23 protein-coding genes are annotated in these 25,604 nt (G+C 65.1%); 17 read left to right on the plus strand and 6 right to left on the minus strand.

Going from position 1 to position 25,604, the window contains the following annotated elements:
* Window positions 1-26 precede the first annotated feature (26 nt).
* The 12 genes from CN97_RS05325 (at window position 27) to recN (ending at window position 13,920) form a co-directional block, all read left to right on the plus strand.
* Entirely contained in the window at window positions 27-1,190 is a 1,164-nt protein-coding gene (locus CN97_RS05325) for a peptidoglycan glycosyltransferase FtsW (RefSeq protein ID WP_035708096.1), read from the plus strand.
* A 3-nt stretch (window positions 1,191-1,193) separates the two neighbouring features.
* On the plus strand, window positions 1,194-2,306 hold the full coding sequence (gene murG / locus CN97_RS05330; protein ID WP_035708099.1) for an undecaprenyldiphospho-muramoylpentapeptide beta-N-acetylglucosaminyltransferase: 1,113 nt from the start codon (window positions 1,194-1,196) through the stop codon (window positions 2,304-2,306).
* Window positions 2,303-3,745 (plus strand): UDP-N-acetylmuramate--L-alanine ligase, encoded by a 1,443-nt coding sequence (gene murC / locus CN97_RS05335; protein WP_051910974.1) that lies wholly within the window; start codon window positions 2,303-2,305, stop codon window positions 3,743-3,745. Before murG ends, murC begins: the two co-directional genes overlap by 4 nt.
* Before the next feature lie 26 nt (window positions 3,746-3,771).
* The gene (locus CN97_RS05340; protein WP_051910975.1) at window positions 3,772-4,005 is read left to right on the plus strand and encodes a DUF2484 family protein; all 234 of its coding nucleotides are present in this window, start codon (window positions 3,772-3,774) and stop codon (window positions 4,003-4,005) included.
* Between the two features lie 36 nt (window positions 4,006-4,041).
* Complete coding sequence (gene murB, locus CN97_RS05345; RefSeq protein WP_035708446.1) at window positions 4,042-4,977, plus strand: UDP-N-acetylmuramate dehydrogenase; 936 nt, start codon at window positions 4,042-4,044, stop codon at window positions 4,975-4,977.
* A gap of 79 nt (window positions 4,978-5,056) precedes the next feature.
* Window positions 5,057-5,968 (plus strand): D-alanine--D-alanine ligase, encoded by a 912-nt coding sequence (locus CN97_RS05350; protein WP_088217207.1) that lies wholly within the window; start codon window positions 5,057-5,059, stop codon window positions 5,966-5,968.
* Window positions 5,956-6,843, plus strand: a complete 888-nt coding sequence (locus CN97_RS05355; protein ID WP_242685213.1) for a cell division protein FtsQ/DivIB — start codon at window positions 5,956-5,958, stop codon at window positions 6,841-6,843. Before CN97_RS05350 ends, CN97_RS05355 begins: the two co-directional genes overlap by 13 nt.
* Window positions 6,840-8,174, plus strand: coding sequence for a cell division protein FtsA (ftsA, locus tag CN97_RS05360; RefSeq protein WP_035708102.1), 1,335 nt, complete (start codon window positions 6,840-6,842; stop codon window positions 8,172-8,174). Before CN97_RS05355 ends, ftsA begins: the two co-directional genes overlap by 4 nt.
* Before the next feature lie 174 nt (window positions 8,175-8,348).
* Window positions 8,349-10,043, plus strand: a complete 1,695-nt coding sequence (ftsZ, locus tag CN97_RS05365) for a cell division protein FtsZ (protein ID WP_035708105.1) — start codon at window positions 8,349-8,351, stop codon at window positions 10,041-10,043.
* A gap of 249 nt (window positions 10,044-10,292) precedes the next feature.
* On the plus strand, window positions 10,293-11,213 hold the full coding sequence (gene lpxC / locus CN97_RS05370; protein ID WP_035708451.1) for a UDP-3-O-acyl-N-acetylglucosamine deacetylase: 921 nt from the start codon (window positions 10,293-10,295) through the stop codon (window positions 11,211-11,213).
* A gap of 180 nt (window positions 11,214-11,393) precedes the next feature.
* Window positions 11,394-12,242, plus strand: coding sequence for an outer membrane protein assembly factor BamD (locus tag CN97_RS05375; RefSeq protein ID WP_035708455.1), 849 nt, complete (start codon window positions 11,394-11,396; stop codon window positions 12,240-12,242).
* Between the two features lie 25 nt (window positions 12,243-12,267).
* Window positions 12,268-13,920 (plus strand): DNA repair protein RecN, encoded by a 1,653-nt coding sequence (recN, locus tag CN97_RS05380; RefSeq protein ID WP_035708107.1) that lies wholly within the window; start codon window positions 12,268-12,270, stop codon window positions 13,918-13,920.
* Window positions 13,921-13,923: 3 nt separating this feature from the next.
* Here recN and CN97_RS05385 read toward each other — a convergent pair whose 3' ends face one another.
* Complete coding sequence (locus CN97_RS05385) at window positions 13,924-15,726, minus strand: aminopeptidase P family protein (protein WP_035708111.1); 1,803 nt, start codon at window positions 15,724-15,726, stop codon at window positions 13,924-13,926.
* Between the two features lie 155 nt (window positions 15,727-15,881).
* Window positions 15,882-17,774 (minus strand): cobaltochelatase subunit CobT, encoded by a 1,893-nt coding sequence (gene cobT, locus CN97_RS05390; protein WP_035708115.1) that lies wholly within the window; start codon window positions 17,772-17,774, stop codon window positions 15,882-15,884.
* 170 nt (window positions 17,775-17,944) lie between these two features.
* Here cobT and CN97_RS05395 point away from each other — a divergent pair, with 170 nt between their 5' ends.
* Window positions 17,945-18,529, plus strand: a complete 585-nt coding sequence (locus CN97_RS05395) for an NADPH-dependent FMN reductase (RefSeq protein WP_035708117.1) — start codon at window positions 17,945-17,947, stop codon at window positions 18,527-18,529.
* 67 nt (window positions 18,530-18,596) lie between these two features.
* Here the strand turns inward: CN97_RS05395 and cobS are convergent, their stop codons facing one another.
* Entirely contained in the window at window positions 18,597-19,568 is a 972-nt protein-coding gene (gene cobS / locus CN97_RS05400) for a cobaltochelatase subunit CobS (protein WP_035708458.1), read from the minus strand.
* A gap of 160 nt (window positions 19,569-19,728) precedes the next feature.
* Here cobS and CN97_RS05405 point away from each other — a divergent pair, with 160 nt between their 5' ends.
* The gene (locus CN97_RS05405) at window positions 19,729-20,493 is read left to right on the plus strand and encodes an SDR family NAD(P)-dependent oxidoreductase (protein ID WP_035708120.1); all 765 of its coding nucleotides are present in this window, start codon (window positions 19,729-19,731) and stop codon (window positions 20,491-20,493) included.
* A gap of 3 nt (window positions 20,494-20,496) precedes the next feature.
* Here CN97_RS05405 and CN97_RS05410 read toward each other — a convergent pair whose 3' ends face one another.
* A complete protein-coding gene (locus CN97_RS05410; protein WP_035708122.1) occupies window positions 20,497-21,129 on the minus strand; it encodes a J domain-containing protein in 633 nt (210 codons plus the stop codon).
* Between the two features lie 72 nt (window positions 21,130-21,201).
* Between CN97_RS05410 and CN97_RS05415 the strand changes: the two genes are divergently transcribed.
* Entirely contained in the window at window positions 21,202-21,459 is a 258-nt protein-coding gene (locus CN97_RS05415; RefSeq protein WP_035708123.1) for a BolA family protein, read from the plus strand.
* 3 nt (window positions 21,460-21,462) lie between these two features.
* Here CN97_RS05415 and CN97_RS19750 read toward each other — a convergent pair whose 3' ends face one another.
* Both CN97_RS19750 and gatB read right to left on the minus strand, forming a co-directional pair.
* Window positions 21,463-21,903: a hypothetical protein gene (locus CN97_RS19750; protein ID WP_051910977.1), complete on the minus strand. Its 441-nt coding sequence runs from the start codon at window positions 21,901-21,903 to the stop codon at window positions 21,463-21,465.
* Window positions 21,904-22,569: 666 nt separating this feature from the next.
* The gene (gene gatB, locus CN97_RS05425; protein WP_035708126.1) at window positions 22,570-24,081 is read right to left on the minus strand and encodes an Asp-tRNA(Asn)/Glu-tRNA(Gln) amidotransferase subunit GatB; all 1,512 of its coding nucleotides are present in this window, start codon (window positions 24,079-24,081) and stop codon (window positions 22,570-22,572) included.
* Between the two features lie 148 nt (window positions 24,082-24,229).
* On the opposite strand from gatB, the gene CN97_RS05430 reads away from it, so the two are divergent.
* Both CN97_RS05430 and CN97_RS05435 read left to right on the plus strand, forming a co-directional pair.
* Window positions 24,230-24,787, plus strand: coding sequence for a type 1 glutamine amidotransferase domain-containing protein (locus CN97_RS05430; protein ID WP_035708129.1), 558 nt, complete (start codon window positions 24,230-24,232; stop codon window positions 24,785-24,787).
* Window positions 24,788-24,941: 154 nt separating this feature from the next.
* Window positions 24,942-25,520, plus strand: coding sequence for a lytic transglycosylase domain-containing protein (locus tag CN97_RS05435; protein ID WP_035708133.1), 579 nt, complete (start codon window positions 24,942-24,944; stop codon window positions 25,518-25,520).
* The last annotated feature ends 84 nt before the right edge of the window (window positions 25,521-25,604 follow it).

The raw sequence follows: 25,604 nt of genomic DNA on the forward strand, positions 1-25,604 counted from the left end.
CATACAGGGCAGAGGGCAGTCTTCCCATGACGGAAATGGTCTACGGCACCGCGCCCGTTCGGGCCGGTGAGCCTATACTCCCGCGGTGGTGGCGGACCATCGACAAATGGGCCGTCTCGGCCATCCTGCTGCTGTTCGGCGTGGGATTGCTACTGGGCCTTGCTGCCTCTCCGCCGCTGGCTGCGCGCAACGGGCTGGACCCGTTCTATTATGTCAATCGTCAGATGTTCTTCGGCGGCATCGCCATCGCCGTGATGTTCGTCGTGTCCATGATGTCGCCCGAGATGGTGCGGCGCGCCGGGGTGATCGGCTTTTTCGGGGCCTTCCTGGCGCTGGCGCTGCTGCCATTCTTCGGGACGGATTTCGGCAAGGGGGCGATCCGCTGGTTCTCCTTCGGCTTCGCATCCATGCAACCGTCGGAATTCCTGAAGCCCGGTTTCGTCATCCTCTGCGCCTGGCTGATGGCGGCGGGGCAGGATCCGAACGGCCCGCCGGGCAAGACCATGTCGCTGCTCATCGCGGGGACGGTCGTGGGGATGCTGGCCATGCAGCCCGACTTCGGTCAGGCGGCGCTGATCCTGTTCGCCTGGGGCGTGATGTATTTCGTGGCGGGCGCTCCGATGACGCTCCTGCTTATCGTGGCCGGGGTTGTAGGTTTCGGCGGCACCGTGGCCTATGAAAGCTCCGAGCACTTCGCCCGGCGGATCGACGGGTTCCTCACTGCGGAGATCGACCCGCGCACCCAGATCGGCTACGCCACCAACGCCATTCAGCAGGGCGGTTTCTTCGGTGTCGGCGTGGGTGAGGGAGAGGTGAAATGGTCCCTGCCCGATGCGCATACCGACTTCATCATCGCTGTCGCGGCGGAGGAATACGGTCTCATCCTGGTACTGTGCATCATCGGGCTGTTCTGTCTCATCACCGTGCGCTCGCTGTTCCGGCTGACGCGGGAGCGGGACATGTTCACCCGGCTGGCGGGCACGGGGCTCGCCTGCCTGTTCGGCGTGCAGGCGATGATCAACGTGGGCGTCGCGGTGCGGATGCTTCCGGCCAAGGGCATGACGCTGCCCTTCGTGAGCTATGGCGGCTCCTCGCTCATCGCGGGCGGGATCGTCGTGGGCGCACTGCTCGCCTTCACCCGGACCCGGCCGCAGGGGCGGATCGGCGACATCCTGACGAAGGGGCGCTGATCCATGGCCGCCGGTGAGGCATCACCGCTCCTGCTCATCGCGGCAGGTGGCACCGGCGGGCACATGTTCCCCGCGCAGGCGCTGGCGGAGGCCATGGTGCACAAGGGCTGGCGGGTCAAGCTCTCCACCGATGCGCGGGGCGCGCGCTACACCGCCGGCTTCCCGCAGGCCGTCCCGGTGGAGGAGGTCAGCTCCGCCACCTTTGCGCGCGGGGGCCTGTTGGCCAAGGCGGCAACCCCGTTCCGCATTCTGGGAGGCGTTCTGGCGAGCGCGCGGGCGCTTCGCCGCGATCGGCCCGCCGTGGTGGTGGGCTTCGGCGGCTATCCGACGATACCGGCGCTCGGGGCTGCCTGGCTGCTCGGTCTGCCACGCATGATCCATGAGCAGAACGGCGTTCTGGGCAAGGTGAATGCGGCCTTTGCCGCGCGGGTGGATGCGGTGGCCTGTGGCACGCGGCCCACGCCGCTGCCCGCAGGCGTGGAGGGGGTGCATACCGGCAACCCCGTGCGCGCCGTGGTGCGGGAAAAGGCCGGTGCCTCCTATATTCCCCCCTGCGAGGGGGTGATCCACCTGCTGGTCATCGGCGGCAGTCAGGGTGCGCGCGTCCTGTCCGATGTGGTGCCGGAGGCCATTGCCCGCCTGCCAGAGTGGCTCCGAACACGGCTTTCGGTGTCCCATCAGGCGCGGGAGGAAGACCTGCCCCGCGTGGTGGAGGCCTATCGCAAGGCGGGCGTGGTGGCTGAGGTGCAGACTTTCTTCACCGATGTGCCGCAGCGGATCGAGGAGGCGCAGCTTGTCATCTCCCGTTCCGGAGCGTCATCGGTGGCCGACATCGCGGCCATCGGCCGGCCGTCGCTGCTGATCCCCTTCGCCGCCGCCGCTGCCGATCATCAGACCGCCAATGCCCGCGGGCTCGCCGAAGCGGGCGCCGCCATCGTCATTCCCGAATCCCGGCTTGAGCCTGCCGCGCTTTCGGAGCAGATAGCGTCGGTCCTGTCGGATTCCGCCCGCGCGGAAGCCATGGCCGATGCCGCGCGGGGCGAAGGTCGCCCCGATGCGACGGAACGGCTCGTCACCCTGGTCGAAGCGATCGCCAATAAAGGAAAGAACAGATGAACGCTGCCACCAAGCTGCCGCTCGAACTCGGCCCCATCCATTTCGTCGGCATCGGCGGCATCGGCATGTCGGGCATAGCCGAGGTGCTGATGACGCTCGGCTACACCGTGCAGGGGTCGGACGCCAAGGCGTCGAAGATCACCGACCGGCTGGTCGGGCTGGGAGCGACCTTCTTCGAAGGCCAACGGGCGGAAAATATCGGCGAGGCGGCGGTGGTTGTCATCTCCTCCGCCATCAAGCGCGGCAACCCCGAGCTGGAGGAAGCACGACGGCGCAATCTCCCGGTCGTGCGGCGGGCGGAGATGCTGGCGGAGCTGATGCGGCTACGGTCGAACGTCGCCGTGGCGGGAACCCATGGCAAGACCACGACCACCACGATGGTCGCGACGCTGCTCGACAAGGGTGGCTTCGATCCGACCGTCATCAACGGCGGCATCATCCATGCCTACGGCTCCAACGCACGGGCGGGCGCCGGTGAGTGGATGGTGGTGGAGGCGGACGAATCGGATGGCTCGTTCAACCGGCTGCCCGCGACGATCGCCATCGTGACGAACATCGACCCCGAGCATATGGAGCACTGGGGCACGTTCGACGCGCTGCGGAAGGGGTTTTACGACTTCGTCACCAACATTCCCTTCTACGGCATCGCTGTCTGCTGCACCGACCATGCGGAGGTTCAGTCGCTGGTGGGCCGGGTGACGGATCGCAAGGTCGTTACCTTCGGTTTCAACGCGCAGGCCGATGTGCGGGCGATGAACCTGCGGTACGAAAACGGGACCGCCCAATTCGACATCCTCCTCCAGAACGAGGAAGGCGGGCTGATCGAGGGCTGCACCCTGCCCATGCCGGGGGAGCACAATGTGTCGAACGCGCTGGCGGCCGTCGCCGTGGCGCGGCATCTCGGCATGAAGAAGGACGAGATTCGCACGGCCCTGGCGGCCTTCGGCGGGGTGAACCGCCGCTTCACCAAGGTCGCCGAGGTGAACGGCGTCACCATCATCGACGACTATGGTCACCATCCGGTGGAGATCGCCGCCGTGCTGAAGGCCGCGCGTCAGTCGACGAAGGGTCGCGTCATCGCCGTTCATCAGCCGCACCGCTATTCCCGTCTCCACAACCTGTTCGAGGATTTCTGCACCTGCTTCAACGATGCGGATGTGGTGGGGATCACCGATGTCTATTCCGCGGGCGAGGAGCCGGTGGAGGGTGCCGACCGGGATCACCTGGTCGCAGGGCTGATCGCGCATGGTCATCGCCATGCCCGCGCCATTCTTGATGAGGACGATCTGGCCCGCCTGGTGCGGGAGCAGGGACGCCCCGGAGACATGGTCGTACTGCTTGGTGCGGGCTCCATCTCGGGCTGGGCGCATGGTCTGCCCGCGCGTCTCGAAGGGCGTCAGGGCGGCGCGCGCGTCATGCCGCTTCGCGCGCGGGCCTGAGGGGGGTCGGCTACGGCCATGGCGATATGACCTTTTCCCTCCTCCTATCGCTGCTGTGGCTGTTGCTCGCGGCTGTGCTGGCACGTCGTGGCTGGCGCGGGCGGCGGTGGGTCGTCCTGGTGCTTCTGGCAACGGGTATTCCCGTCCTGGGCCTCATCACCCATTCCTGCGGGCCGGTGCTGGGCCTCGTCGCGCTCGGCATCGGCATGACGGTCATGGCGATGACCCAGCGCCCGCCGCATCGCCGCCTTGACGGATGAGTTGAGCGGAGGGGAATGTCGCGCTATGGCATCACCATGACCGACACGCTTCCTCTCCCCGCCGTGCGCGGCACGCTCACGCCCTTTCGCCCTCTGGCGGATCTCACCTGGCTCCGCGTCGGCGGACCGGCGGAATGGTTGTTCCAGCCGGCGGACGTGGAGGACCTCTCGGACTTTCTGGCCGCGCTGCCGCCGGCGATCGCGGTATTTCCCATCGGCGTCGGCTCCAATCTCATCGTGCGGGATGGCGGCATTCCGGGCGTGGTGATCCGGCTGGGCCGGGGCTTCAATGGAATCGAGACGGGTGACCGCACCGTCCGGGCGGGGGCCGCCGCCCTTGATGCGCATGTCGCCCGGAAGGCTGCTGCGGAGGGGCTCGATCTGACGTTCCTGCGCACGATTCCCGGCTCCATCGGCGGCGCGGTGCGAATGAACGCGGGCTGCTACGGCACCTATGTCGCCGACCGGTTCGTGAGCGCGGAAGCGATCCTGCGCAATGGTGATCGGGTGGTTCTGGGGCGGGAGGCGCTGGCCTTCGGCTATCGCGAGACGTTCCTGCCCGAAGGCGCGGTGATCGTCTCCGCCACTTTCCGCGCGCCTTCCGGCGATCCGGCGGCGCTGGAGGCGCTGATGGCGGAGCAGGTCGCCCGTCGCGATGCCTCCCAGCCGGTGAAGGAGCGGACGGCGGGCTCTACCTTCCGCAATCCTTCTGGTGCGAGCTCAACGGGCCGCGCGGACGACAGCCATGACATGAAGGCCTGGAAGCTCATCGACGACGCCGGTATGCGCGGCGCACGGCGGGGCGGGGCAGAGATGAGCCCGAAACACGCCAATTTCCTGATCAATGCCGGTGGGGCGACTGCCGCCGATCTGGAGGGACTGGGCGAGGAAGTCCGAAATAAGGTGTTCCAATCGAGCGGTTTGTGGCTAGAATGGGAAATCATGCGCGTCGGAACACCGGCGGGCAATTGACGCCCTGATGGGCCGAAAATAACGAATAGGGGGTCAACCCCCTGATAACAGGGCGAAAGCCCGGACGAGGCGGTGGGGCATGTCGAGCAGGGCAGCCCCCAAGGTGGCGGTACTGATGGGTGGGCCTTCCGCAGAGCGGGAGGTATCGCTTGTCTCCGGGCATGAATGCGCCGGCGCGCTGAGGGTGGCGGGTTACGATGTGGTCGAGGTGGACGCGGGGCCGGATCTGGCCGCGCGTCTTGATGCCATTCGCCCCGATGTCGTGTTCAACGCATTGCATGGCCGCTGGGGTGAAGACGGCTGTGTCCAGGGCCTGCTTGAATGGCTGCGGATCCCCTATACCCATTCGGGTGTTCTGGCCTCCGCACTGGCGATGGACAAGATCCGGGCGAAAGCCGCCTTCGCCGTCGCCGGCCTGCCTGTGGTGGAAAGCTGTCTCGCCACGGCGGAGGAGGTGCGTGAGCGTCACGTGATGGCCGCCCCCTATGTGGTCAAACCCCATAACGAAGGCTCATCCGTCGGCATCCATATCGTCGCGGCCGCCAACAACGGTCCGCCCGCGCTGACCGGTGTCTCCGGCACGATGATGCTGGAAACCTATGTGCCGGGGCGCGATCTGACCGTCGCGGTGATGGGGGATGAGCCGCTGGCGGTGACCGATATCATCACCGAGGGATGGTATGATTACGACGCGAAGTACCGCCCCGGCGGCTCGCGTCACGTGGTGCCTGCCGATATTCCTGCCGACGTGGCGGAAGCCTGTCTCGACTATGCGCTCCGCGCCCACAGGGTGCTGGGCTGCCGCGGTGTCAGCCGCTCCGATTTCCGCTGGGACGACTCCCGCGGGGTCGAAGGGTTGATCATTCTGGAGACGAACACGCAGCCCGGCATGACGCCCACCTCGCTTGCGCCCGAGCAGGCGGCGGCGCGGGGCATCTCCTTCCCGGAGCTGTGCCGGTGGATCGTGGAGGATGCCTCGTGCGATCGGTGATGCGCCGCGATCCTGCCCCCTCCCGTATCGCCTACCGCCTTCAGCGGATCTGGCTGACCCCGCTTTACCGCCGGCTGATACGCACGGGGGTGCCGGTGCTGCTGATCGCTGCGGTGGCCGGTATCTGGTTCGCCGATGCGGATCGCCGCGCGCAGATGGCCGGCCTTGTTCAGGACATTCGCGCCCGGATCGAGAGCCGGCCGGAGCTGCAACTCGTCCGCCTTACGGTGAGCGGAGCTTCGCCGGAGACGGAGGAGGCGATCCGTTCGGGGCTGGGTGTGCAGTTTCCCGTGTCGTCACTGGCGCTCGATCTGACCGCGCTGCGCGCCAGGGCCGAAGGGCTGGATGCGGTGCGTCGCGCCGATGTCCGGGTGCGGCCGGAGGGCACGCTGGAAGTCGCGGTGACGGAACGTCTGCCAATTGTCGTCTGGCGCAACGCCGATGACCTGATGCTGCTGGATGAGGCCGGCCACCGCGTTGCGGGGCTGGAGAACCGTATCGACCGCCCGGACCTGCCGCTGATCGCCGGTTCGGGTGTGCAGGAGGTGGTGCCGGAAGCGCTGCGGCTGCTTGGCGCGGCCGAGCCGCTGCGGACACGCATCCGCGGCCTCGTCCGGATCGGGGAGCGCCGCTGGAACCTCGTGCTCGACCGCGGGCAGGAGATCATGCTGCCGGAGCAGGATGCCGTCGCCGCGCTGGAGCGGGTCATCGCGCTCGATCAGGCGGAGGATTTGCTGGACCGCGACGTGACCGTCGTGGACATGCGCATCGGCCGCCGCCCGACCCTTCGCCTTTCCGAAGAAGCAGTCGCCGCGCTGCAGGGGGCAAGCCTCACCGCGCGCAATACACGCCAGACCAAGGGAGCCCTGCATTGACCGACCTCTATCAATCGCAACGTGCGATGCGGAACATGCGCAGGGCGGCCATGCAGCGCGGGGTCGTGGCGATTCTCGACATCGGCACCTCCAAGATCGCCTGTGTGGTGCTGCGGTTCGACGGGCCGGACAGCTTTCGCGAGCAGGATGGCGTGGGGCCGATGGCCGGGCAGTCCTCCTTCCGCATCATCGGCGCCGCGACAACCCGCTCCCGCGGCGTGCGCTACGGTGAGGTGGCCGCGATGCAGGAGACGGAGCGCGCGATCCGCACTGCTGTCACCGCCGCGCAGAAGATGGCCAATGTACGCGTGGACCATGTGATCGCCTGCTTCGCCGGAGGGGAGCCGCGCTCCTACGGGCTGGCCGGCGAAGTGGAGGTTTCCGACAGCCTGGTCACGGAGGAGGATGTGGCCCAGGTGCTGTCCGCCTGCGAGGTGCCTCCCATCGGCCATGGGCGTGAGGTGCTGCATGCCCAGCCGGTGAACTTCGCGCTCGATCATCGCTCCGGCCTTGCCGATCCGCGTGGTCAGATGGGGCGGCGGCTGGCCTGCGACATGCACCTGCTGACCGTTGAGGGCGCGGCGGTGCAGAACCTGCTCCATTGCATCAAGCGCTGCGATCTGGAACTCGCGGGGATTGCGTCCTCCGCCTATGTCTCCGGCATGTCGGCGCTGGTCGAGGATGAGCAGGAGCTGGGTGCTGCCTGTATCGACATGGGCGGCGGAGCGACGGGGCTGTCGATCTTCCTCAAGCGCCACATGATCTATGCCGACAGCGTGAGGATGGGGGGGGAGAATGTCACCTCCGACATCGCGCAGGGCCTGCGCATCCCTCTCGCCACGGCGGAGCGAATCAAGACCTTCCACGGCGGGGTCGTGGCGACGGGCGTCGATGACCGCGAGATGATCGAGATCGGCGGCGATTCGGGCGACTGGGAGAAGGATCGCCGGACTGTCAGCCGCTCCGAACTGATCGGCATCATCCGGCCGCGGATGGAGGAGATACTGGAGGAAGTGCGTGCCCGGCTGGACGCCGCAGGTTTCGAGCACCTCCCCTCGCGGCAGATCGTGCTCACCGGCGGATGCAGCCAGATGCCGGGGATCGACGGTCTCGCCGCGCGGATCCTTGGTCAGCAGGTGCGTCTGGGCCGTCCGCTCCGCGTGCAGGGCCTGCCCCAGGCGGCAACGGGCGCGGCTTTCGCCTCCTCCGTCGGGTTGTGCCTTTTTGCGACTCACCCGCAAGACGAGTGGTGGGATTTCGATATCCCGATGGGTCGCTATCCGGCGCGTTCCTTGCGGCGCGCCGTCAAATGGTTCCGCGAGAACTGGTGACCGCTATATCCTGCGTCATAGGCGAAATCCCGCTTGCCACCTCTGGGTGGCGGGCCAGATTTTGTAGGAAAACCGCGTTTTTTTAGTGACCTTCGTTGCCACACACTGTAGCCTTTGGGTAACGTGCGGGAAAAAATCGGCCATGAGCCGGCACAGGCAGGCGGGACCAGAACCATGACATTGAACCTGACGGTCAACGACCAGGAAGAGCTGAAGCCGCGTATCACGGTGTTCGGCGTCGGCGGGGCGGGCGGTAACGCCGTCAACAACATGATCGAGAAGCAGCTTGAGGGTGTGGAGTTCGTTGTCGCGAACACCGACGCGCAGGCCCTGCAGCAGTCGAAATCCACCGCGCGCATCCAGATGGGCGTGAAGGTGACGGAAGGTCTGGGCGCCGGTGCGCGTCCTCCGGTCGGCGCCGCCGCGGCAGAGGAGACGATCGAGGAGATCGTGGACCATCTCGCCGGCGCGCATATGTGCTTCATCACTGCGGGCATGGGTGGCGGCACCGGAACGGGCGCCGCGCCGATCATCGCGCAGGCCGCACGTGAACTGGGTGTCCTGACGGTCGGTGTCGTGACGAAGCCCTTCCAGTTCGAGGGCAACAAGCGGATGCGTCAGGCCGAGGAGGGGATCGAGAACCTCCAGAAGGTCGTCGATACGCTCATCATCATTCCCAACCAGAACCTGTTCCGGCTGGCCAATGAACGCACGACCTTCACCGAAGCGTTCCAGATGGCCGACGACGTGCTTTATCAGGGCGTGAAGGGCGTGACCGACCTCATGGTCCGCCCGGGTCTCATCAACCTCGACTTCGCCGACGTTCGCGCGGTGATGGACGAGATGGGCAAGGCCATGATGGGCACTGGTGAGGCAGAGGGCGAAGATCGCGCCATCCATGCGGCGGAGAAGGCCATCGCCAACCCGCTGCTGGACGAGATCAGCCTGAACGGTGCGAAGGGCGTCCTCATCAACATCACCGGTGGTTACGATCTGACGCTGTTTGAGCTGGACGAGGCGGCGAATATCATCCGCGACAAGGTGGACCAGAACGCCAATATCATCGTCGGCTCCACCCTGGACACGACGATGGAAGGGCGGATCCGCGTTTCTGTCGTGGCGACCGGGATCGACGCGGCTCCGGCAGCCGCGGAACTGCCCGTGCCGCGCCGCAGCCTTGCAGCACCGCTCGCGCCCCAGCAGACGCAACCGGAGCCGGTCCAGCACGCGCCGCAATTCGTCCCGCAGCAGCCTGCGGCGCGGGAGCGGCCCCAGCCGCAGCAGTTCCATGCGTCCCAGCAACCGGTTCAGCAGCCCGCTTCCCGCGCAACCCGTCCTGCCCCGCAGGCGCAACCGCAGCACCAGCCGCAGGAACCGAGCTTCGATGCTTACGCCGCGCGGAAGGAACCGCAGCAGCGCTATGAGGAGGCAGACGACCTGCCGCCGCCGGCCTATCAACCGCAGCCGGCCTATCAGCCGCAGGCTGCGCGGAACTATCCTGTCAACGATGATCCGGCAGCCTTTGTCGCGCCTCGCAGCGCACGACCGGCCGGCTCTCCTTCGGAAGAGACGCTCGCCCGTCTCCATGCCGCGGTGAGCAAATCCCCCTCGCCCCAAGCCGCCCGCCCGGTTGCGCAGCGCCCGCAGCAGGCGCAACCTGCTCCGGTGGCAGAGCGCCCGCGCATGGGCATCAGCTCCTTCATCAACAGGATGACCGGGCATGGTGAGGCAGCCGCCCCGGCAGAGCGACCCGCGCCGCAGCAACCGCGCCAGCAGCCGCAGGTATCGGCTTACGAGGAAGAGCCTAACATGTCGCCCGAGCAGGAGCGGATCGAGATTCCGGCCTTTCTGCGGCGCCAGGCCAACTGAATAATTAAGAAACTTCGTGAACACTACCTGAGAGAGTCGAAGCAATTCGGCTCTCTTTTTATATTTCTTGTCAGCTATTTAGCCAGAGTGTGCCGCTTGTCCGGCAGCTTTGCGCAATATGTGACGGCCTCTGTTACACGAGGTAGCAAAGAGTGAATTGAGGTCTGGATATCAAGCCCTTACCTCCATCCTTGTCGGATTGACTGCGAACAGGCGTTTGTGATCCCGGCGTGTAGAAGGATGAACGAAGTGCAAACGACGATCAAATCTCAGGTGACGTTCACGGGCGTGGGTCTCCACTCCGGCCGTCCCGTGCGCATGACGATCCATCCCGCCTCCGCCGAATACGGGATCTGGTTCCGCCGGTCGGATCTGGACGGTGACAACCTGATCCCGGCCCGCTGGGATGCGGTGGTTCCGTCGAAGCTCTGCACGCTGATCGCCAACCGTTCCGGCGCCTCTGTCTCCACCATCGAGCATGTGATGGCGGCGCTCGCGGGATGCGGCGTGACCAATGCACTGGTGGAGGTTGATGGCCCGGAGGTCCCGATTCTGGATGGATCGGCACAGCCCTTCGTAAAGGGGATCCTTGCCCGCGGCCTGCGCGAACTTGCGGTTCCGGTGCGTGCCCTGCGCATCCTGAAACCCGTCGAAGTCCGCAATGGTCAGGCATGGGCGCGCCTGGAACCGGCTGACATGCTGGAGATCGACTTCACGATCGACTTCGTCGAACCGGCGATCGGCCGGCAGGAGAAGGCGCTCAACATGTCGAATGGCGCTTTTGTGCGTGAGCTTTGCGATAGCCGCACCTTCTGCCGTCAGGATGACGTGGAGCGGATGCAGGCCAATGGTCTGGCTCTGGGTGGGACTTACGAGAATGCCGTCGTCTTTGACGATGACAAGGTTCTGTCGCCCGGTGGCTTGCGCCACGAGGATGAGGCGGTTCGTCACAAGATGCTGGACGCCCTCGGCGATCTCGCGCTCGCAGGTGCGCCGATTCTTGGCAAATACACGTCGCAACGCGGTGGCCACGCGCTCACCAACAAGCTCCTCCGGGCGCTGTTCGCCGATCCCTTTGCCTATCGCTTGGTGGATGTGGCTGAAGGCATCACGGGCGGAAAGCTGCCGGGCGTGGGTGTGCGCCGCACCGACGTGCCCGTGCTCGCCTGAGCCTGAAGATCACGCAATCGACCCTCGCGACGCCGGGGGTCGATTGCCGTTTTGCGCCCCGGATTTTTCTATGTTAGGACCAACGGGAAACAGGCGGCGAAACGGGCTGCAACGTCCCCAAAATGGGTCGGCAGACCGGAGAGCGCATCGCCCGTGGGGCAGTGAATGAGGTTCAGGATCATGGCAGGCTGCAAGCGGGGAGCGATTCTCGTCGGGTCGATGATGCTGGCGACGATTCTCGCGGGCTGTTCGGGGAATGGTGGTTCGGGCACGGATGTGCCGCTGGACAATTTCACTGCGGAGCAGATTTATCAGCGCGGTGAGTACGAGCTTGAGACAAACCGCAAGCCGAAAGATGCCGCGCATTACTTCTCGGAGATCGAACGGCTTTATCCCTATACCGAATGGGCCAAGCGCGCGCTGGTGATGGAGGCGTATTCCTTCCATCAGGCCCGCGATTACGAGAATGCGCGCGGCGCGGCCCAGCGGTTCGTCGATCTCTACCCCGGCGATCAGGATGCGGCCTATGCCCAGTATCTTCTCGCGCTGAGCTATTACGATCAGATCGAGGCTGTTGGCCGCGATCAGGGCCTGACCTTCCAGGCGCTGCAATCGCTCCGCGATGTGATCGAGAAATATCCCGACAGCGAATACGCGAAATCGGCGATGATGAAGTTCGATCTTGCCTTCGACCATCTTGCAGCGAAGGAGATGGAGATCGGGCGCTTCTACCTGAGCCGTGGGCACTACACCGCCGCGATCAACCGGTTCCGTGTCGTGGTCGAGGATTACCAGACCACGACCTATACGCCCGAGGCCCTGCACCGTCTGGTCGAGGCCTATCTCGCGCTCGGCTTTGAGAACGAGGCGGTGACGGCCGCCGCGATTCTGGGCCACAACTTCCAGTCCAGCCCGTTCTATCAGGACAGCTACGCGCTCCTGAAGGGTCGCGGACTGGAACCGGAAGAGCGTGGCGACAGCTGGCTGTCGCGAATCTATCGGCAGACGATCCGCGGCGAGTGGCTCTGACGGGCCGCGCGGGCTGGGGGGAACCATGCTCCGCGGGCTGGATATCCGCGATATTCTCATCATCGACCGGCTGGAGCTGACGTTCCATCCGGGCCTGAACGTGCTGACCGGTGAAACGGGCGCGGGAAAATCCATCCTGCTCGACGCTCTGGGATTCGTGCTGGGCTGGCGTGGCCGGGCGGAGCTTGTGCGGCAGGGCGCGGCGCAGGGAGAGGTGACAGCGATCTTCGACCCGCCGACCGGGCATCCTGCGCGGGCAGTGTTGGCGGAGGCCGGGTTTCCCGACGACGGCGAACTGATCCTTCGCCGTGTGAACATGCCGGACGGGCGCAAGACCGCGTGGATCAACGATCGTCGCGCCGGTGGGGAGCTGCTCCGCGCGCTCTCGGACACATTGGTGGAGTTGCACGGCCAGCACGATGACAGAGGCCTGCTCAACGCCCGTGGGCATCGCCGGCTGCTGGATGATTTCGGAGGTCTTGCGTCGGAGGTGGAGGCGGTCCGCTTCGCCTGGCGACGGCTCGCCGCTGCGCGCCAGGCGGAGACGGCCGCGACCGATGCCCTTGCGGCAGGCAAGGCGGAGGAGGAGTTCCTGCGCCATGCCGACGCGGAACTGGATCGCCTTGCGCCGGAAGTTGGGGAGGAGGCGGAGTTGGACGCCCGCCGCCGCATGATGCAGGGGGCGGAACGAATCCGCGCCGATGTGGCCCGTGCAGGCGAGGCTCTTGGCCTTCAGGGGGCGGAGGGCGCGATGACGGATGCCCTCCGCTGGCTGGAGGGGGCTGCCGACAAGGTGGAAGGGGTTCTGGAGGAAACCGTCGCCGCCCTGGGCCGTGCCCTCGCCGAGCTGGCGGAGGCGCAGACCGGCGTGGAGCGCTGTCTGGATGTGCTGGACTTCGACCCGGCGGCGCTGGAGGTCCTCGAGGAGCGGTTGTTCGCGATCCGCGCGCTGTCGCGCAAGCATGCGGTGCTGGCCGATGATCTGCCAGCGCTTGCAGCTGCGATCCGGGCGCGGCTGGCTGCCGTCGATCAGGGCGATCAGGCCCTCCTCCGCGCGGCTGCGGAGGTGGAAGCGGCGGGCAGGGCCTATGACAGTGCCGCCGCGATGCTCAGTGCAGGGCGCCGGGAGGCCGCGACAAGGCTCGACATGTCCATGGCCGAGGAACTGCGCCCGCTCCGCATGGAGCGCGCGGTGTTTACGACGCTGGTGGAGGAGGGCGAAGCCGGCCCGGAGGGAAGGGATGCCGTGACCTTCACCGTGGCGACGAACCCGGGCGCACCGGCGGGGCCGCTGGATCGGATCGCGTCGGGCGGTGAGCTTTCGCGCTTTCTCCTCGCGCTGAAGGTGTCGCTGACCCGGCAGGCGGGCGGACAGACGCTGATCTTCGACGAGATCGACAGGGGCGTGGGCGGGGCAACCGCCGATGCCATCGGGCGTCGCCTTCACCGCTTGGCGGAGGAGGGGGCGCAGGTGCTCGTCGTCACCCATTCCCCGCAGGTCGCGGCCTATGGCGCGCAGCACTGGCGGGTGGAGAAGCGGGTGGAAGGCGGTGTGACGCTGTCCTCTGTCACGCCGCTCGGCCCGGAGGCGAGGGTGGACGAAATCGCCCGCATGCTCGCGGGCGATGTGGTGACCGATGCGGCGCGCGATGCGGCGCGGGCGCTGCTCTCCCCCTAGCCGTCAGAGCGGCGCCGTCGCCTCCCGCAGCCACGCCAGCGTCTCCGGGCGTACCCGCTCCCCGATACGCGTCAGCACTTCCGCATGATAAGCATCGATCCAGAAGCGTTCCGCGGGAGAGAGCATGTCGCGCAGGATCAGCCGCCGGTCGATCGGCACCCAGGTGAGCGTCCGGAAGGAGAGCATCGCCCGGTCGTCTCCGTCGGGAAGCGCGGGGGATTCCTCCACCACCAGCAGGTTCTCCGTACGGATGCCAAAGGCGCCTTCGCGGTAATAACCCGGCTCATTGGAAAGCATCATACCCGGTTCCAGCGGCACTTCCGAGATGCGCGAGATGCGCTGCGGCCCCTCATGCACACAGAGGAACGCGCCCACGCCATGCCCTGTACCGTGGTCGTAATCCTGCCCGGCGAGCCAGAGCGGCATCCGCGCCAGCGCGTCCAGATCCCGCCCCGCCAATCCACGTGGCCAGCGGGCGCGGGATATGGCGACCATACCTTGCAGAACGCGGGTGAAGGCAAGCTTCTCCGGCTCTCCCACGTCTCCGACAGCGACGGTGCGGGTGATGTCGGTCGTACCGTCCACATACTGCCCGCCCGAATCGACCAGCAGAAGCTCGCCACTTTTCACCGGGCGATCCGTGCCCTCCGTCACCCGGTAATGCACGATGGCGCCGTTCGGCCCCGCGCCGCAGATCGTGTCGAAACTGATGTCTCGGAGCGCATTGGTCGCACGACGGAAGCCTTCGAGCGCGGAGACGACGGCGATCTCCGTCAGTGTCCCCTTGGGCGCTTCCGCGTCGAGCCAGGCGAGGAATTCGCACATCGCCGCCCCGTCACGCAGATGCGCCTCCGCCGTTCCGGCAATTTCGGCGGTATTCTTGCGGGCTTTTGGCAGGATGCAGGGGTCGGTGGCCCAGGCGATCTCCACACCCGCGGCGGCGAGCCGGTCTGACACCGCTTTGGGCGCGGAGGCCCGATCCACGCGGACCGGCCCCCGCAGACCATCGAGGGCAGGGGCGAAGGCGCTCACCGGTTCCACGCTGATCTCCGCCCCGAGATGTTGGCGCACATCGGCGTCGAGCTTCCGTTCATCGACAAAGAGGCGGAGCCGCCCGTCATCGCCAAGAATGGCGAAGGCGTGAACGACCGGGTTGCGCGGAATATCGCTCCCCCGGATGTTCAGAAGCCATGAGATACTGTCGGCGAGGGTAAGGATCGCGGCCTGCTGCCCGGCCTCCCTGAGGGTCGCGGCAAGGCGGCCGCGTTTCGCCGCGCTCGTCTCGCCCGCCAGAGCCTCCGGGTGAACCTCCACCCGGCCAAGCGGAGGCGCGGGCTGATCGGGCCAGATGGCGTCGACAAGGTTCTTCGTCGGCTCCAGTGTCACCTCTGACCCCGCCAGCGCGGCAGTGATCCGGTCGATCTCGTCGCGGCTGTGGAGCCACGGGTCATAGGCCACACGCCCCTGCGAAAGATGCGCGCGGATCCAGTCTCCGGGCTTCGTCTCCGGCCACGGAACAGGAGTGAAGCTGTCGAGAGCGATCTGTGCCTTCACCTGCACCCGGTAGCGTCCATCGATGAACACGCCTGCGATATCCGGCAGCACGATCGCGAACCCTGCGGAGCCGGTGAACCCGGTCAGCCAGGACAGCCGCGCGTCATGATCGGAGACATACTCGCCCTGATGGGCGTCGGCGCGCGGTACGATGAAGCCGTCGATCCCCCGCTTCGCCAGAAGTTCGCGCAGTGACGCAAGCCGGGGCGGACCCTGCTCGGGCGACGTGGGCGCATCGAAACTCTGGAACATGGGACTCCCCCGGCCTGACCGCGCCTTCAACCGACGCGCCCCTGTCTAGCGCGCCGCCCGAGGGGCGGACAAGGCGCGAGCGGTGGAGATCAGGCGCTTGCCCGCAAGGCGCTTGTCCGAAAGGCGCAGGCTGGGAGCAGCCGCTCGACCCGCCATCAGGCCCGGCGGACGAAGCGCCCACCGCTGCCGGGAAGCTTCGCTCGTGCCCGCGCCCTTGGGTCGGCATCGAACAGCGCGGCAAGCTGTTCCGTCATCGCGCCCGCAAGCTGCTCCACATCGGTGATGGTGACGGCGCGATTGTAATAGCGCGTCACGTCGTGCCCGATGCCGATGGCCAGAAGCTCCACCGCTTTCCTGCGCTCCACCATGGCGATCACATCGCGCAGATGCTTCTCAAGATAATTCGCCGGGTTCACGGAGAGGGTGGAGTCATCCACGGGCGCCCCGTCGGAGATGACCATGAGGATCTTGCGCACCTCTGATCGTCCGACCAGCCGCCGGTGTGCCCATTCGAGCGCCTCACCGTCGATATTCTCCTTCAGCAGCCCTTCCTTCATCATCAGGCCAAGATTCTCGCGCGCGCGCCGCCAGGGCGAATCGGCAGATTTGTAGATGATGTGGCGGAGGTCGTTCAGGCGCCCCGGCTGCGGCGGGCGGCCTGCTGCCAGCCATGCTTCCCGGCTCTGCCCACCCTTCCAGGCGCGCGTGGTGAAACCGAGGATCTCCACCTTCACCTGCGTGCGTTCCAGCGTCCGGGCAAGGATATCGGCGCAGATGGCGGCAATGGAAATGGGCCGCCCGCGCATGGAGCCGGAATTGTCCAGAAGCAGCGTAACGACCGTGTCGCGGAATTCGGTGTCCTTCTCCTGCTTGAAGGAGAGGGGGGTCGTGGGGTTCGCCACGACACGGGCCAACCGCCCGGCGTCAAGCGTGCCTTCCTCCAGGTCGAACAGCCAGGAGCGGTTCTGCTGTGCCTGCAGGCGGCGCTGCAGTTTGTTGGCCAGACGGGACACAGCCCCTTTCAGGGGTTCGAGCTGCTGGTCCAGATAAGCGCGAAGCCGTTCCAGCTCCGCGGGATCCGCCAGTTCCTCCGCCTTGATCTCCTCGTCATAGGCGGTGGTGAAAACCTTGTAGCCGGGATCGGCTTCCGAATGCGGGGCAGGGGGCGGCGGTTCGGTCGGCGGCTCGCCGTCCGGCATCTCCGCTTCCTCGGTCATCTCGCCATCGGCGTCATGCTCGGTGGAGACCTGCGCCTCCGCGGCGTCCTGCTGCTGCTCCTGCGACTGTTCGGGGCTGGCTTCGTTCTCCTCGCCCTGCTCCTGATCGTCGCCCTCGCTTTCCGGAGCGTCCTGATCGTCCTCGGTCTCGGCGCTGTCCTCCTCATCCTCGTTCTCGAGGTCGGGATCGTCGCCAAGCTGGTCTCCATAGCCCAGATCGGAGATCACCCGCCGCGCCAGGCGCGCGAAGGCCGCCTGATCCGCCAGAACGTCCTGAAGGTTGGAGAACTGCCCGCCTGCCTGATTTTCGATGAAATCCCGCCACAGGCCCATCACATTGGCCGCGGCTGGCGGCAGGGGCCGCCCGGTCGCGAGATGACGGACGAGATAGCCTGCCGCCTGCGCCAAAGGGGCATCCGCCGCATCGCGGATCTGGCCATAGCCCTTCCGCTCCGCCTCATGGCCGATCTTGGCGTCGATGTTCTTGGCCGTGCCCGGCATTTCCCGCGCGCCTATGGCCTCCGTCCGCGCGGTTTCCATAGCATCGTAGAGATCGCGCGCCATATCCCCTTGCGGAAGGTAACGGGCATGGGTTCCGGTGTTGTGATAGCGGTGGCGGAGCGCGAATGCATCGGCGGTGCCGCGGGCAAGGAGCACCTCGTCCTTCGTCACGCGCCGGGAAATCTGCGGAAGCCTGACCCCTTCCTTCGTCTGGCCGGGAGGATCGACCGAATAGGTCACGGCAAGATCGCGGTCCGCCGCCATCGTGCGGGTCGCTTCGGCCAGGGCCTTCTTGAACGGATCGGCGGGGTTGTCGTTGCGCTTGCTCATGCCAAAGATAAAGCACTGCGTCCGCCCGTCGGCAAGGCCCGGTGGGCGGCTGACGGCGGTTTCCGTGCCGCGCCTCGGTTACGTGGAGGTGCCGTCTTGCACTGTTTGAGCGACAGGACGAGAGTTCGCCGGTCACTAAAGGAAATTCTGTCAACTTTGGAGAGTGTGACATGACCAAGCCGAAGATCGCCGTCATCATCGGATCGACGCGCCCCACCCGCTTCGCGGACAAGCCTGCCGCGTGGTTCATGGAAATCGCCGGTCAGCGCGACGATCTCGATGTCGAACTCGTGGATCTGCGGGATTACGAGCTGCCGTTCTTCCATGAGGTCGCCAGCAACGCCTGGGTTCCGTCGCAGGATCCGAAGGCGGTGGCGTGGCAGCAGAAGATCGCCGAGTTCGACGGCTACATCTTTATCGTCGCGGAATACAACCATTCGGTGACCGGCGCTCTGAAGAACGCACTCGATCAGGCTTATGTGGAGTGGATTCACAAGCCGATGGGCGCGGTCGGATACGGCGGCGTCGGGGCTGCGCGGGCCATCGAGCATCTGCGCGGCATCGGTGTCGAACTGCAGATGGTGCCGGTGCGCAACGCGGTGCATATCGGCGGCGGCGATTTCTTTGCGGTGTCCCCGCTCGGCCAGAATGGCGAGATGTCCACCATCTCCGCCCATCTGGAACCCTCCGCCAAGGGTCTGCTGGACGATATCGCCTGGTGGGCGAATGCGACCAAGGCTGCCCGCTCCGCCTGAGCTTCTGGCCGCGTAAAGGAAAAGCCCCGGAGCGATCCGGGGCTTTGTCATAAGCTCAGGTGCGTGCTCAGGCGAGGCTCATGGAAACCGCGCTTTCGGGCAGCTCCTCATCGAAGCAGCGCTGGTAGAACTCCGCCACCGTCTGACGTTCCAACTCATCGCATTTGTTGAGGAAGGTGAGCCGGAAGGCATAGCCCACGGAGCGGAAGATGCGCGCATTTTCCGCCCAGGCAATGACGGAGCGGGGGGACATCACCGTGGAGAGATCACCGTTCATGAAGGCCGTCCGCGTCATATCCGCGACGGTCACCATCTGCCCGATGATCTTGCGGCCCTTTTCCGTGTTGTAGGTCGGGTTCTTGGCCAGAACGATAGCCACCTCGGCATCGTGGGACAGGTAGTTGAGCGTCGCCACCAGCGACCAGCGGTCCATCTGGCCCTGGTTGATCTGCTGGGTGCCATGGTAGAGGCCCGTGGTGTCGCCCAGACCCACCGTGTTCGCGGTGGAGAAGATGCGGAAATACGGATGCGGGGTGATGACTTCGTTCTGGTCGAGCAGGGTAAGCTTGCCGTCCGTTTCCAGCACGCGCTGGATGACGAACATCACGTCCGCCCGGCCCGCGTCGTATTCGTCGAAGACGATGGCGGTCGGGTTGCGGAGCGCCCAGGGCAGGATGCCTTCCTGAAACACGGTGACCTGTTTTCCATCAACGAGCTTGATCGCGTCCTTGCCGATCAGGTCGATCCGGCTGATATGGCTGTCGAGGTTGACCCGCACACAGGGCCAGTTGAGCCGCGCGGAGACCTGTTCGATATGGGTCGACTTGCCCGTGCCGTGATAGCCCTGGATCATCACGCGACGGTTGTACTGAAAGCCTGCAAGAATCGCGAGCGTCGTGTCAGGGTCGAACTTGTAGGTGGAATCGAGCGTCGGCACGCGGTCGGTGGCTTCGGCGAAACCCTTCACCACCATGTCGCTGTCGATCCCGAAGACTTCGCGGACCGAGATTTCCTCGGTGGGTTTCGCATTCACGTCCATCGTTCTGCCCTGCGCTTTCGAGGCTCCCTGCCCCAGACCGGGCGGAGCATAACGGACCATGCGGGGAGAACAAGGCACACCCGGCAAGGAACAGCTTCCCCGTAACATCGGTTGCTCCACCGACGGCCATCTACGGCCCGGAATGCAACGGAGAGATCCCATGACACGCTTCGACGGCAAGACGGTTATCGTGACGGGCGCGAGTTCCGGCATCGGGCTTGCCACGGCTCAGCGCTTTTCCGAAGAGGGCGCGAACGTGGTGTTGGTCGGTCGCGACGCAGAGGCGCTGGCCAAAGCGGCCCGGAATATGGATCAGGCACGAACCCTTACCATCGCAGGGGACGTCAGCCGGGAGCCGGATGTCATCTCCGTCGCGGAGGCGGCAGTTGCGCGTTTCGGGGCGATCAATGTTCTCGTCAACAATGCCGGGATCGCCATGAGCGGCCGCATCGACGAAATGAGCCTTGAGGACTGGCAGAAGGTTATCGACATTGATCTGACCGGTGTCTTCCTGATGAGCCGCGCGGTGTGGCCGCAGCTGGAGAAGGCGCAAGGGTCGGTCGTCAATACCTCCTCCGTTTCCGGTCTGGGAGGCGATTGGGGGATGTTCGCCTATAATGCGGCAAAGGGTGGGGTAAGCAACATGACCCGTGCGCTGGCGTTGGATGCAAGGGATTCGGGTATCCGCGTCAACGGCGTGGCTCCCGCTCTCACCCGCACCGGAATGACCGAGGAGATGATGGGCGATGAGGCCCTCGTGCAGAAATTTCTGGAGCGGACCCCGCTGGGCCGGGTCGGGGAGCCCGAGGACGTGGCCGCTGTCATCGCCTTTCTCGCCTCTGAGGATGCGCGATTCGTGAACGGCGTCATCATCCCCGTCGATGGCGGGCTGCACGCCTCCAACGGGCAGCCGCCGCAGGCATGAGCGTCAGTCGCGGAAGTGGCGGCTGTCCTTGATCTGATCCCAGGCCCAGACCACCTCTTGCAACCGGTCCTCGTCGGAGCGGTTGCCGCCGTTCATGTCCGGGTGCAGGTCCTTGACAAGGCTCTTGTACTGCTTGCGGATCTCCAGACGGCTCCAATGGTCCTTCGCTTCAAGGATTTCCAGCGCCTTCCGCTCCGTCGGCGGCAGCTTCCGCGTGATGCCGGAGGTAGGCGCCTTGGATTGCGTGGCCTTCTCGCCCAGAACCTCGAACGGGTCGTCGATGCCGAGGCGGGCCCAGGCTTTCGCCTCCTCCGTACGTTGCGCGAAAGGCTTCGTTTCCCGGCCCCAGACACGGTCGCTGTCCATCATGCGCTGGAATTCCTCCTCCGTGGTAGAGGAGAAGAAGTTCCACTTCAGGTTGTATTCCCTGACATGCTCCTTGCAGAACCAGAGATACTCATCGAGGTGATCGGGTGACTTCGGCGCCCGGTACTGTCCGGCATCCTCGCATCCCGGATGATCGCAGCCCCTTTGTGACGTTTCAAATGCGCCGGACATGCCCCGCCGACCACGCGTGCGGCGTTTTTTATCCGTCGAAACACGAATGTCGAACTCAAAGGGAGGGCGGTTTGACATGGAGGTACCTTTTCGACTCGGGCCGACGAGTTTAGAGTTTTTGTAGCGCAGTTGAAGGGGTTGAATTCAGAAATGGCGGTTACTGACGAAATCCAGACCCGGCTTGAGGCAGCTTTCCGCCCGCGCCGCCTGTCCGTCGAGGATGAGAGTGAGAGCCACCGCGGCCACGCCGGCTGGCGGGAGGGCGGCGAAACGCATTTTGCCGTGACGATGGAGGCCGAGGATTTCGGGCCGCTTTCACGGCTCGAACGGCACCGGGCCGTTCATTCGGCACTGGGGCCGGACCTCATCGCCCGGATCCACGCGCTCCGGCTGACACTCTCCGCCTGATCCCTAGGACTGTCCCGGCTCTGTAGGCCGGTCCGCAACGATGCGCGGCGTGGACCCCTCCGGTGCCGTCGCGACAAGGGTGGGCTTTTGCTCCACAAGAGCAGGGGCGGGATCCTGCGGCTCGCGCTTCTCATGGCCCCGGAGACGTTGAACTATCTGGAGGTCGGAGCGGCCGGGCGAAATCTCCCTCGGGTTTTCCGAGATTTCCTCGCGACGTCTGCGGAAGACAAGCACGGTCTGAAAGGAACTCCGGGCGCGCGACAGTAGTCCGCGAGGTTCCTCAAGGGGCAGAGTATCGGCGCGCAGATATTCCCATCCATCCGCCGCCATACGGTTCATGATATCAGAAATGGTAACGGCCAGCTTTTCCTCCGGTCGTTTGACCCCCTTGATCTTTGCAGGTCGGGAGGGAGCGGGAAGCGCCTTGTACTCGTACCGTGACATACGTTCCTCGTTCGTGAATCACGCGCGACGAGGCGCGCCTTGGGCCGGGGAGACTAGCAGATGTGGCCGCCCGAGGCGAGTTTCAAGCTGAAAGGGCCTGGCGGTGGAGGGCGATTGCCGCCAACACATCGAAAGGAAAGAACTTTCCAGAAATGTTCATCGAAACGACACGAATCATGTTGAAATGCTCTCAACTTAAGCAATAATGAAACTCATGGACGTGATGATCCCGCGTGTTGGGAGGCTCGCAGGATCATCTGGGTGAAGATGACTTTTTGTTGTGATCTTCACCTGCAGCTTCCGCTTCGCTCGCCCGGAGGGCGTCGCGGAAGCAATAAAGAAGTCGCGGTGGGTAACCATTGCGATAGGCGGCGTCGGGGGTATGGTCTCCGAGAGTGGAACGTAACGGCAGGGGAGCGGATCCGTTACGTGGAGCCTCGGTAGATTGCCAACGACGTAGCGAGGAACGGCGGCCCTGGGCCGCCGTTTCCTTTTTCAGCCCATCGTCATCAGCAAGAAAACACGTTCGCAAGTTCGCCCAGCCGCAGCTCCGCTGTCGCGGTTCAGCGCGGGTGTCATCTCCATGCCTTGCCGGAGGTCAAACCGCGCCTCGCGTCGATCATGCCGAGAGGGCACCCACAGGCAGGAAACCTGTGGGTTCGTTGTCTAGAGGCCAAGTTTCTGGGTAATCAGCGCGTTCACCGCCGCAGGATTGGCTTTGCCGCCGGTCGCCTTCATCACCTGACCGACGAACCAGCCCGCAAGCTTAGGATTCTGCTTGGCTTCTTCTACCTGCGCCGGGTTGGCCGCGATGATCTCGTCCACAGCAGCCTCGATCGCCCCGGTATCTGTCACTTGCTTCATGCCGCGCGATTCGACGATTTCCGAAGGGTTGCCGCCTTCCGTCCAGACGATCTCGAACAAATCCTTGGCGATCTTCCCGGAGATGGTTTCATTCGCCAGAAGGTCCAGAATCCCGGCAAGTTGCGCGGCTGAAACCGGACTCTCGGAGATGCCCAGACCTTCCTTGTTCAGCCGGCCGAACAGCTCGTTGATGACCCAGTTCGCGGCCTGCTTGCCGTCGCGCCCGGTGGCCACCGCCTCGAAGAACACCGCGTTCTCGGTCTCCGCCGTCAGCACGCCGGCGTCGTAATCCGTCACGCCGAAGTCGGCAATGAAACGCGCCTTCTTGGCATCGGGAAGCTCCGGCATCCCTGCCGCGATCTCATCCACCCAGCCTTGCTCGATCTCCAGCGGCAGAAGGTCCGGGTCGGGGAAGTAGCGGTAGTCATGCGCCTCCTCCTTCGACCGCATCGACCGGGTCTCACCCTTGTCGGGATCGTAGAGCCGGGTCTCCTGGTCGATCTTGCCGCCATCTTCCAGAATGGCGATCTGGCGACGGGCCTCGTAGTCAATGGCCTGCTGGATGAACCGCATGGAGTTCATGTTCTTGATCTCGCAGCGGGTGCCGAGATGCGAGAAATCCTGCGTTTCCTGATATTTCTCGTATTGCCCCGGTCGGCAGACGGAGACGTTGACGTCCGCGCGCAGGTTGCCGTTCTGCATGTTGCCGTCGCAGGTGCCCAGATACCGCAGGATCTGGCGCAGCTTCGCCACGTAGGCGGCTGCCTCCTCCGGCCCGCGGATGTCGGGGCGGGACACGATCTCCATCAGCGCCACACCGGTACGGTTCAGGTCCACGAAGGACATGTTCGGGTCCATGTCGTGAATCGATTTGCCCGCGTCCTGCTCCACATGGATGCGTTCGATGCGCACACGGCGCGCGACGCCGGGGCCCATCTCGACCCAGACCTCGCCTTCACCCACCAGCGGGTGGTAAAGCTGGCTGATCTGATAGCCCTGCGGCAGGTCGGGGTAGAAGTAGTTCTTCCGGTCGAAGGCCGAACGCAGATTGATCTTTGCCTTGAGACCGAGGCCGGTCAGCACTGCCTGCCGGATGCAGAACTCGTTCAGCACCGGCAGCATGCCCGGCATGGCCGCGTCGATGAAGCTCACATGGCTGTTAGGCTCCGCGCCGAAGCCGGTGGAGGCGCCGGAGAACAGTTTGGCTTCCGTCGCGATCTGCGCATGGATCTCCATCCCGATGACCAGCTCCCATTCACCGGTCGCACCGTGGATCACCTTGGGTTCTGGCGGGGCGGGGACTGTGTCCAGCATCTTGGCCTCCTTGGTCTCGGGATCCTCGCGTTACACGAAAGGCGAGGGAAATGTGCAAGGGGAAAAGCTGTCGCTGAGGCTGTCCCGTGCAGGAACTTCTCCTTTCCGCCTCCGTTTAGGACGGGACGCAACGAACGGAGAGTCCCCGATGACCGATATCAAGAAAGCCCGCATCGCCATTCTCGCCACCGACGGTTTCGAACAGTCCGAACTGGAGGTTCCCCTGCAGCAACTGCGTGAGCGTGGTGCCCATGTGGAAGTTGTCACTCCCGAAGGCAAAGCGATCCGCGGCTGGAAGGATGGCAACTGGACGGATGAGATCAAGGCAGATCGCGAACTCGAAGAAGTGACCGAAAGCGACTACGATGCCCTCGTTCTACCCGGCGGCGTCATCAATCCCGATAAGCTTCGCACCAACCGCCGTGCTGTCGATCTGGTGAAAGCCTTCGTGCGGGAAGGGAAGGTCGTGGCGGCGATCTGTCATGGGCCTTGGCTGCTGGCAGAGGCCGATGCGGTTCGCGGTCGCAATGTGACCTCCTACAAGTCGATCATGACCGACATGAAGAATGCCGGCGGCATCTGGGCGGATGAGGCTGTCGTCACCGATCAGGGCATCATCACATCGCGCTCCCCGGACGATCTGGACCCGTTCGTTTCCAAGATCGTCGAAGAGGTGCGGGAAGGGAAACATCAGCGCGCTGCCTGAGGCGTGTGAATACACGGTGGCGGATCCCCGCTGCCGCGATGCGCCTGTCGGCGGTTGACCGCCGACAGGATTCTCAATTGGTTGCAGGCAGCGCTGGTTCCGTCGCAGGGTCCGCGCGCCGGACATTATGGTCCGGTGCAGCGCTTCCGGTCCAATGCCTTTCAAATCCTTTCGCAGTCTCCTGCTCGCGGCGCTGGTGATGGTGCCGCTTTCTGCCTGTTCCACGCCGCAATCCGTCGAAGTGCCCACCGCGCTCCCGGTTGCGCAATGGGATCACCGGCCGGAGGCGACGAAATGGACAAAATCGACGCTCAATGCGCTCAAGGCCGAAGGGGCGGTTCTTCTCTCCGCTGTGCCGGACGACGTGGACGTCTTCTGCCCGGGCTATCGCACCGCCTCCGCTGAGGAGAGAAGCGCCTTCTGGACCGGACTTTTCTCGTCCATCGCGCGCTATGAGAGCACATGGAATCCCGAGGCAAAGGGTGGTGGTGGCCGCTATCTCGGCCTCATGCAGATCTCTCCCCGAACCGCCAAGTATGTCGGGTGCGAGGAGACGGCGAGCGGTCTTTATGACGGTGCCAGCAATCTTGCCTGCGCCGTGAAGATTGCGGCCCGGAAGGCAGATCGCGCGGGCGTTGCGGAAGTTGTTTCGGACTGGGGCCCGATGCACGATCCGGCAAAACGCGCCCAGATCTCCAAATGGACCCGTACGCAGGCGTACTGTCAGGTTTGAGGCTGAGACTGCGGGTCTTCTGGGGGGCTGGTTTGCCAGCGGCCTTTACGTGTCCGGGGTACTGCCACGCAGTCCGGCACGGGT

Origin of the sequence: Haematobacter massiliensis (genome assembly GCF_000740795.1) — a bacterium.
Lineage (GTDB): Bacteria > Pseudomonadota > Alphaproteobacteria > Rhodobacterales > Rhodobacteraceae > Haematobacter > Haematobacter massiliensis.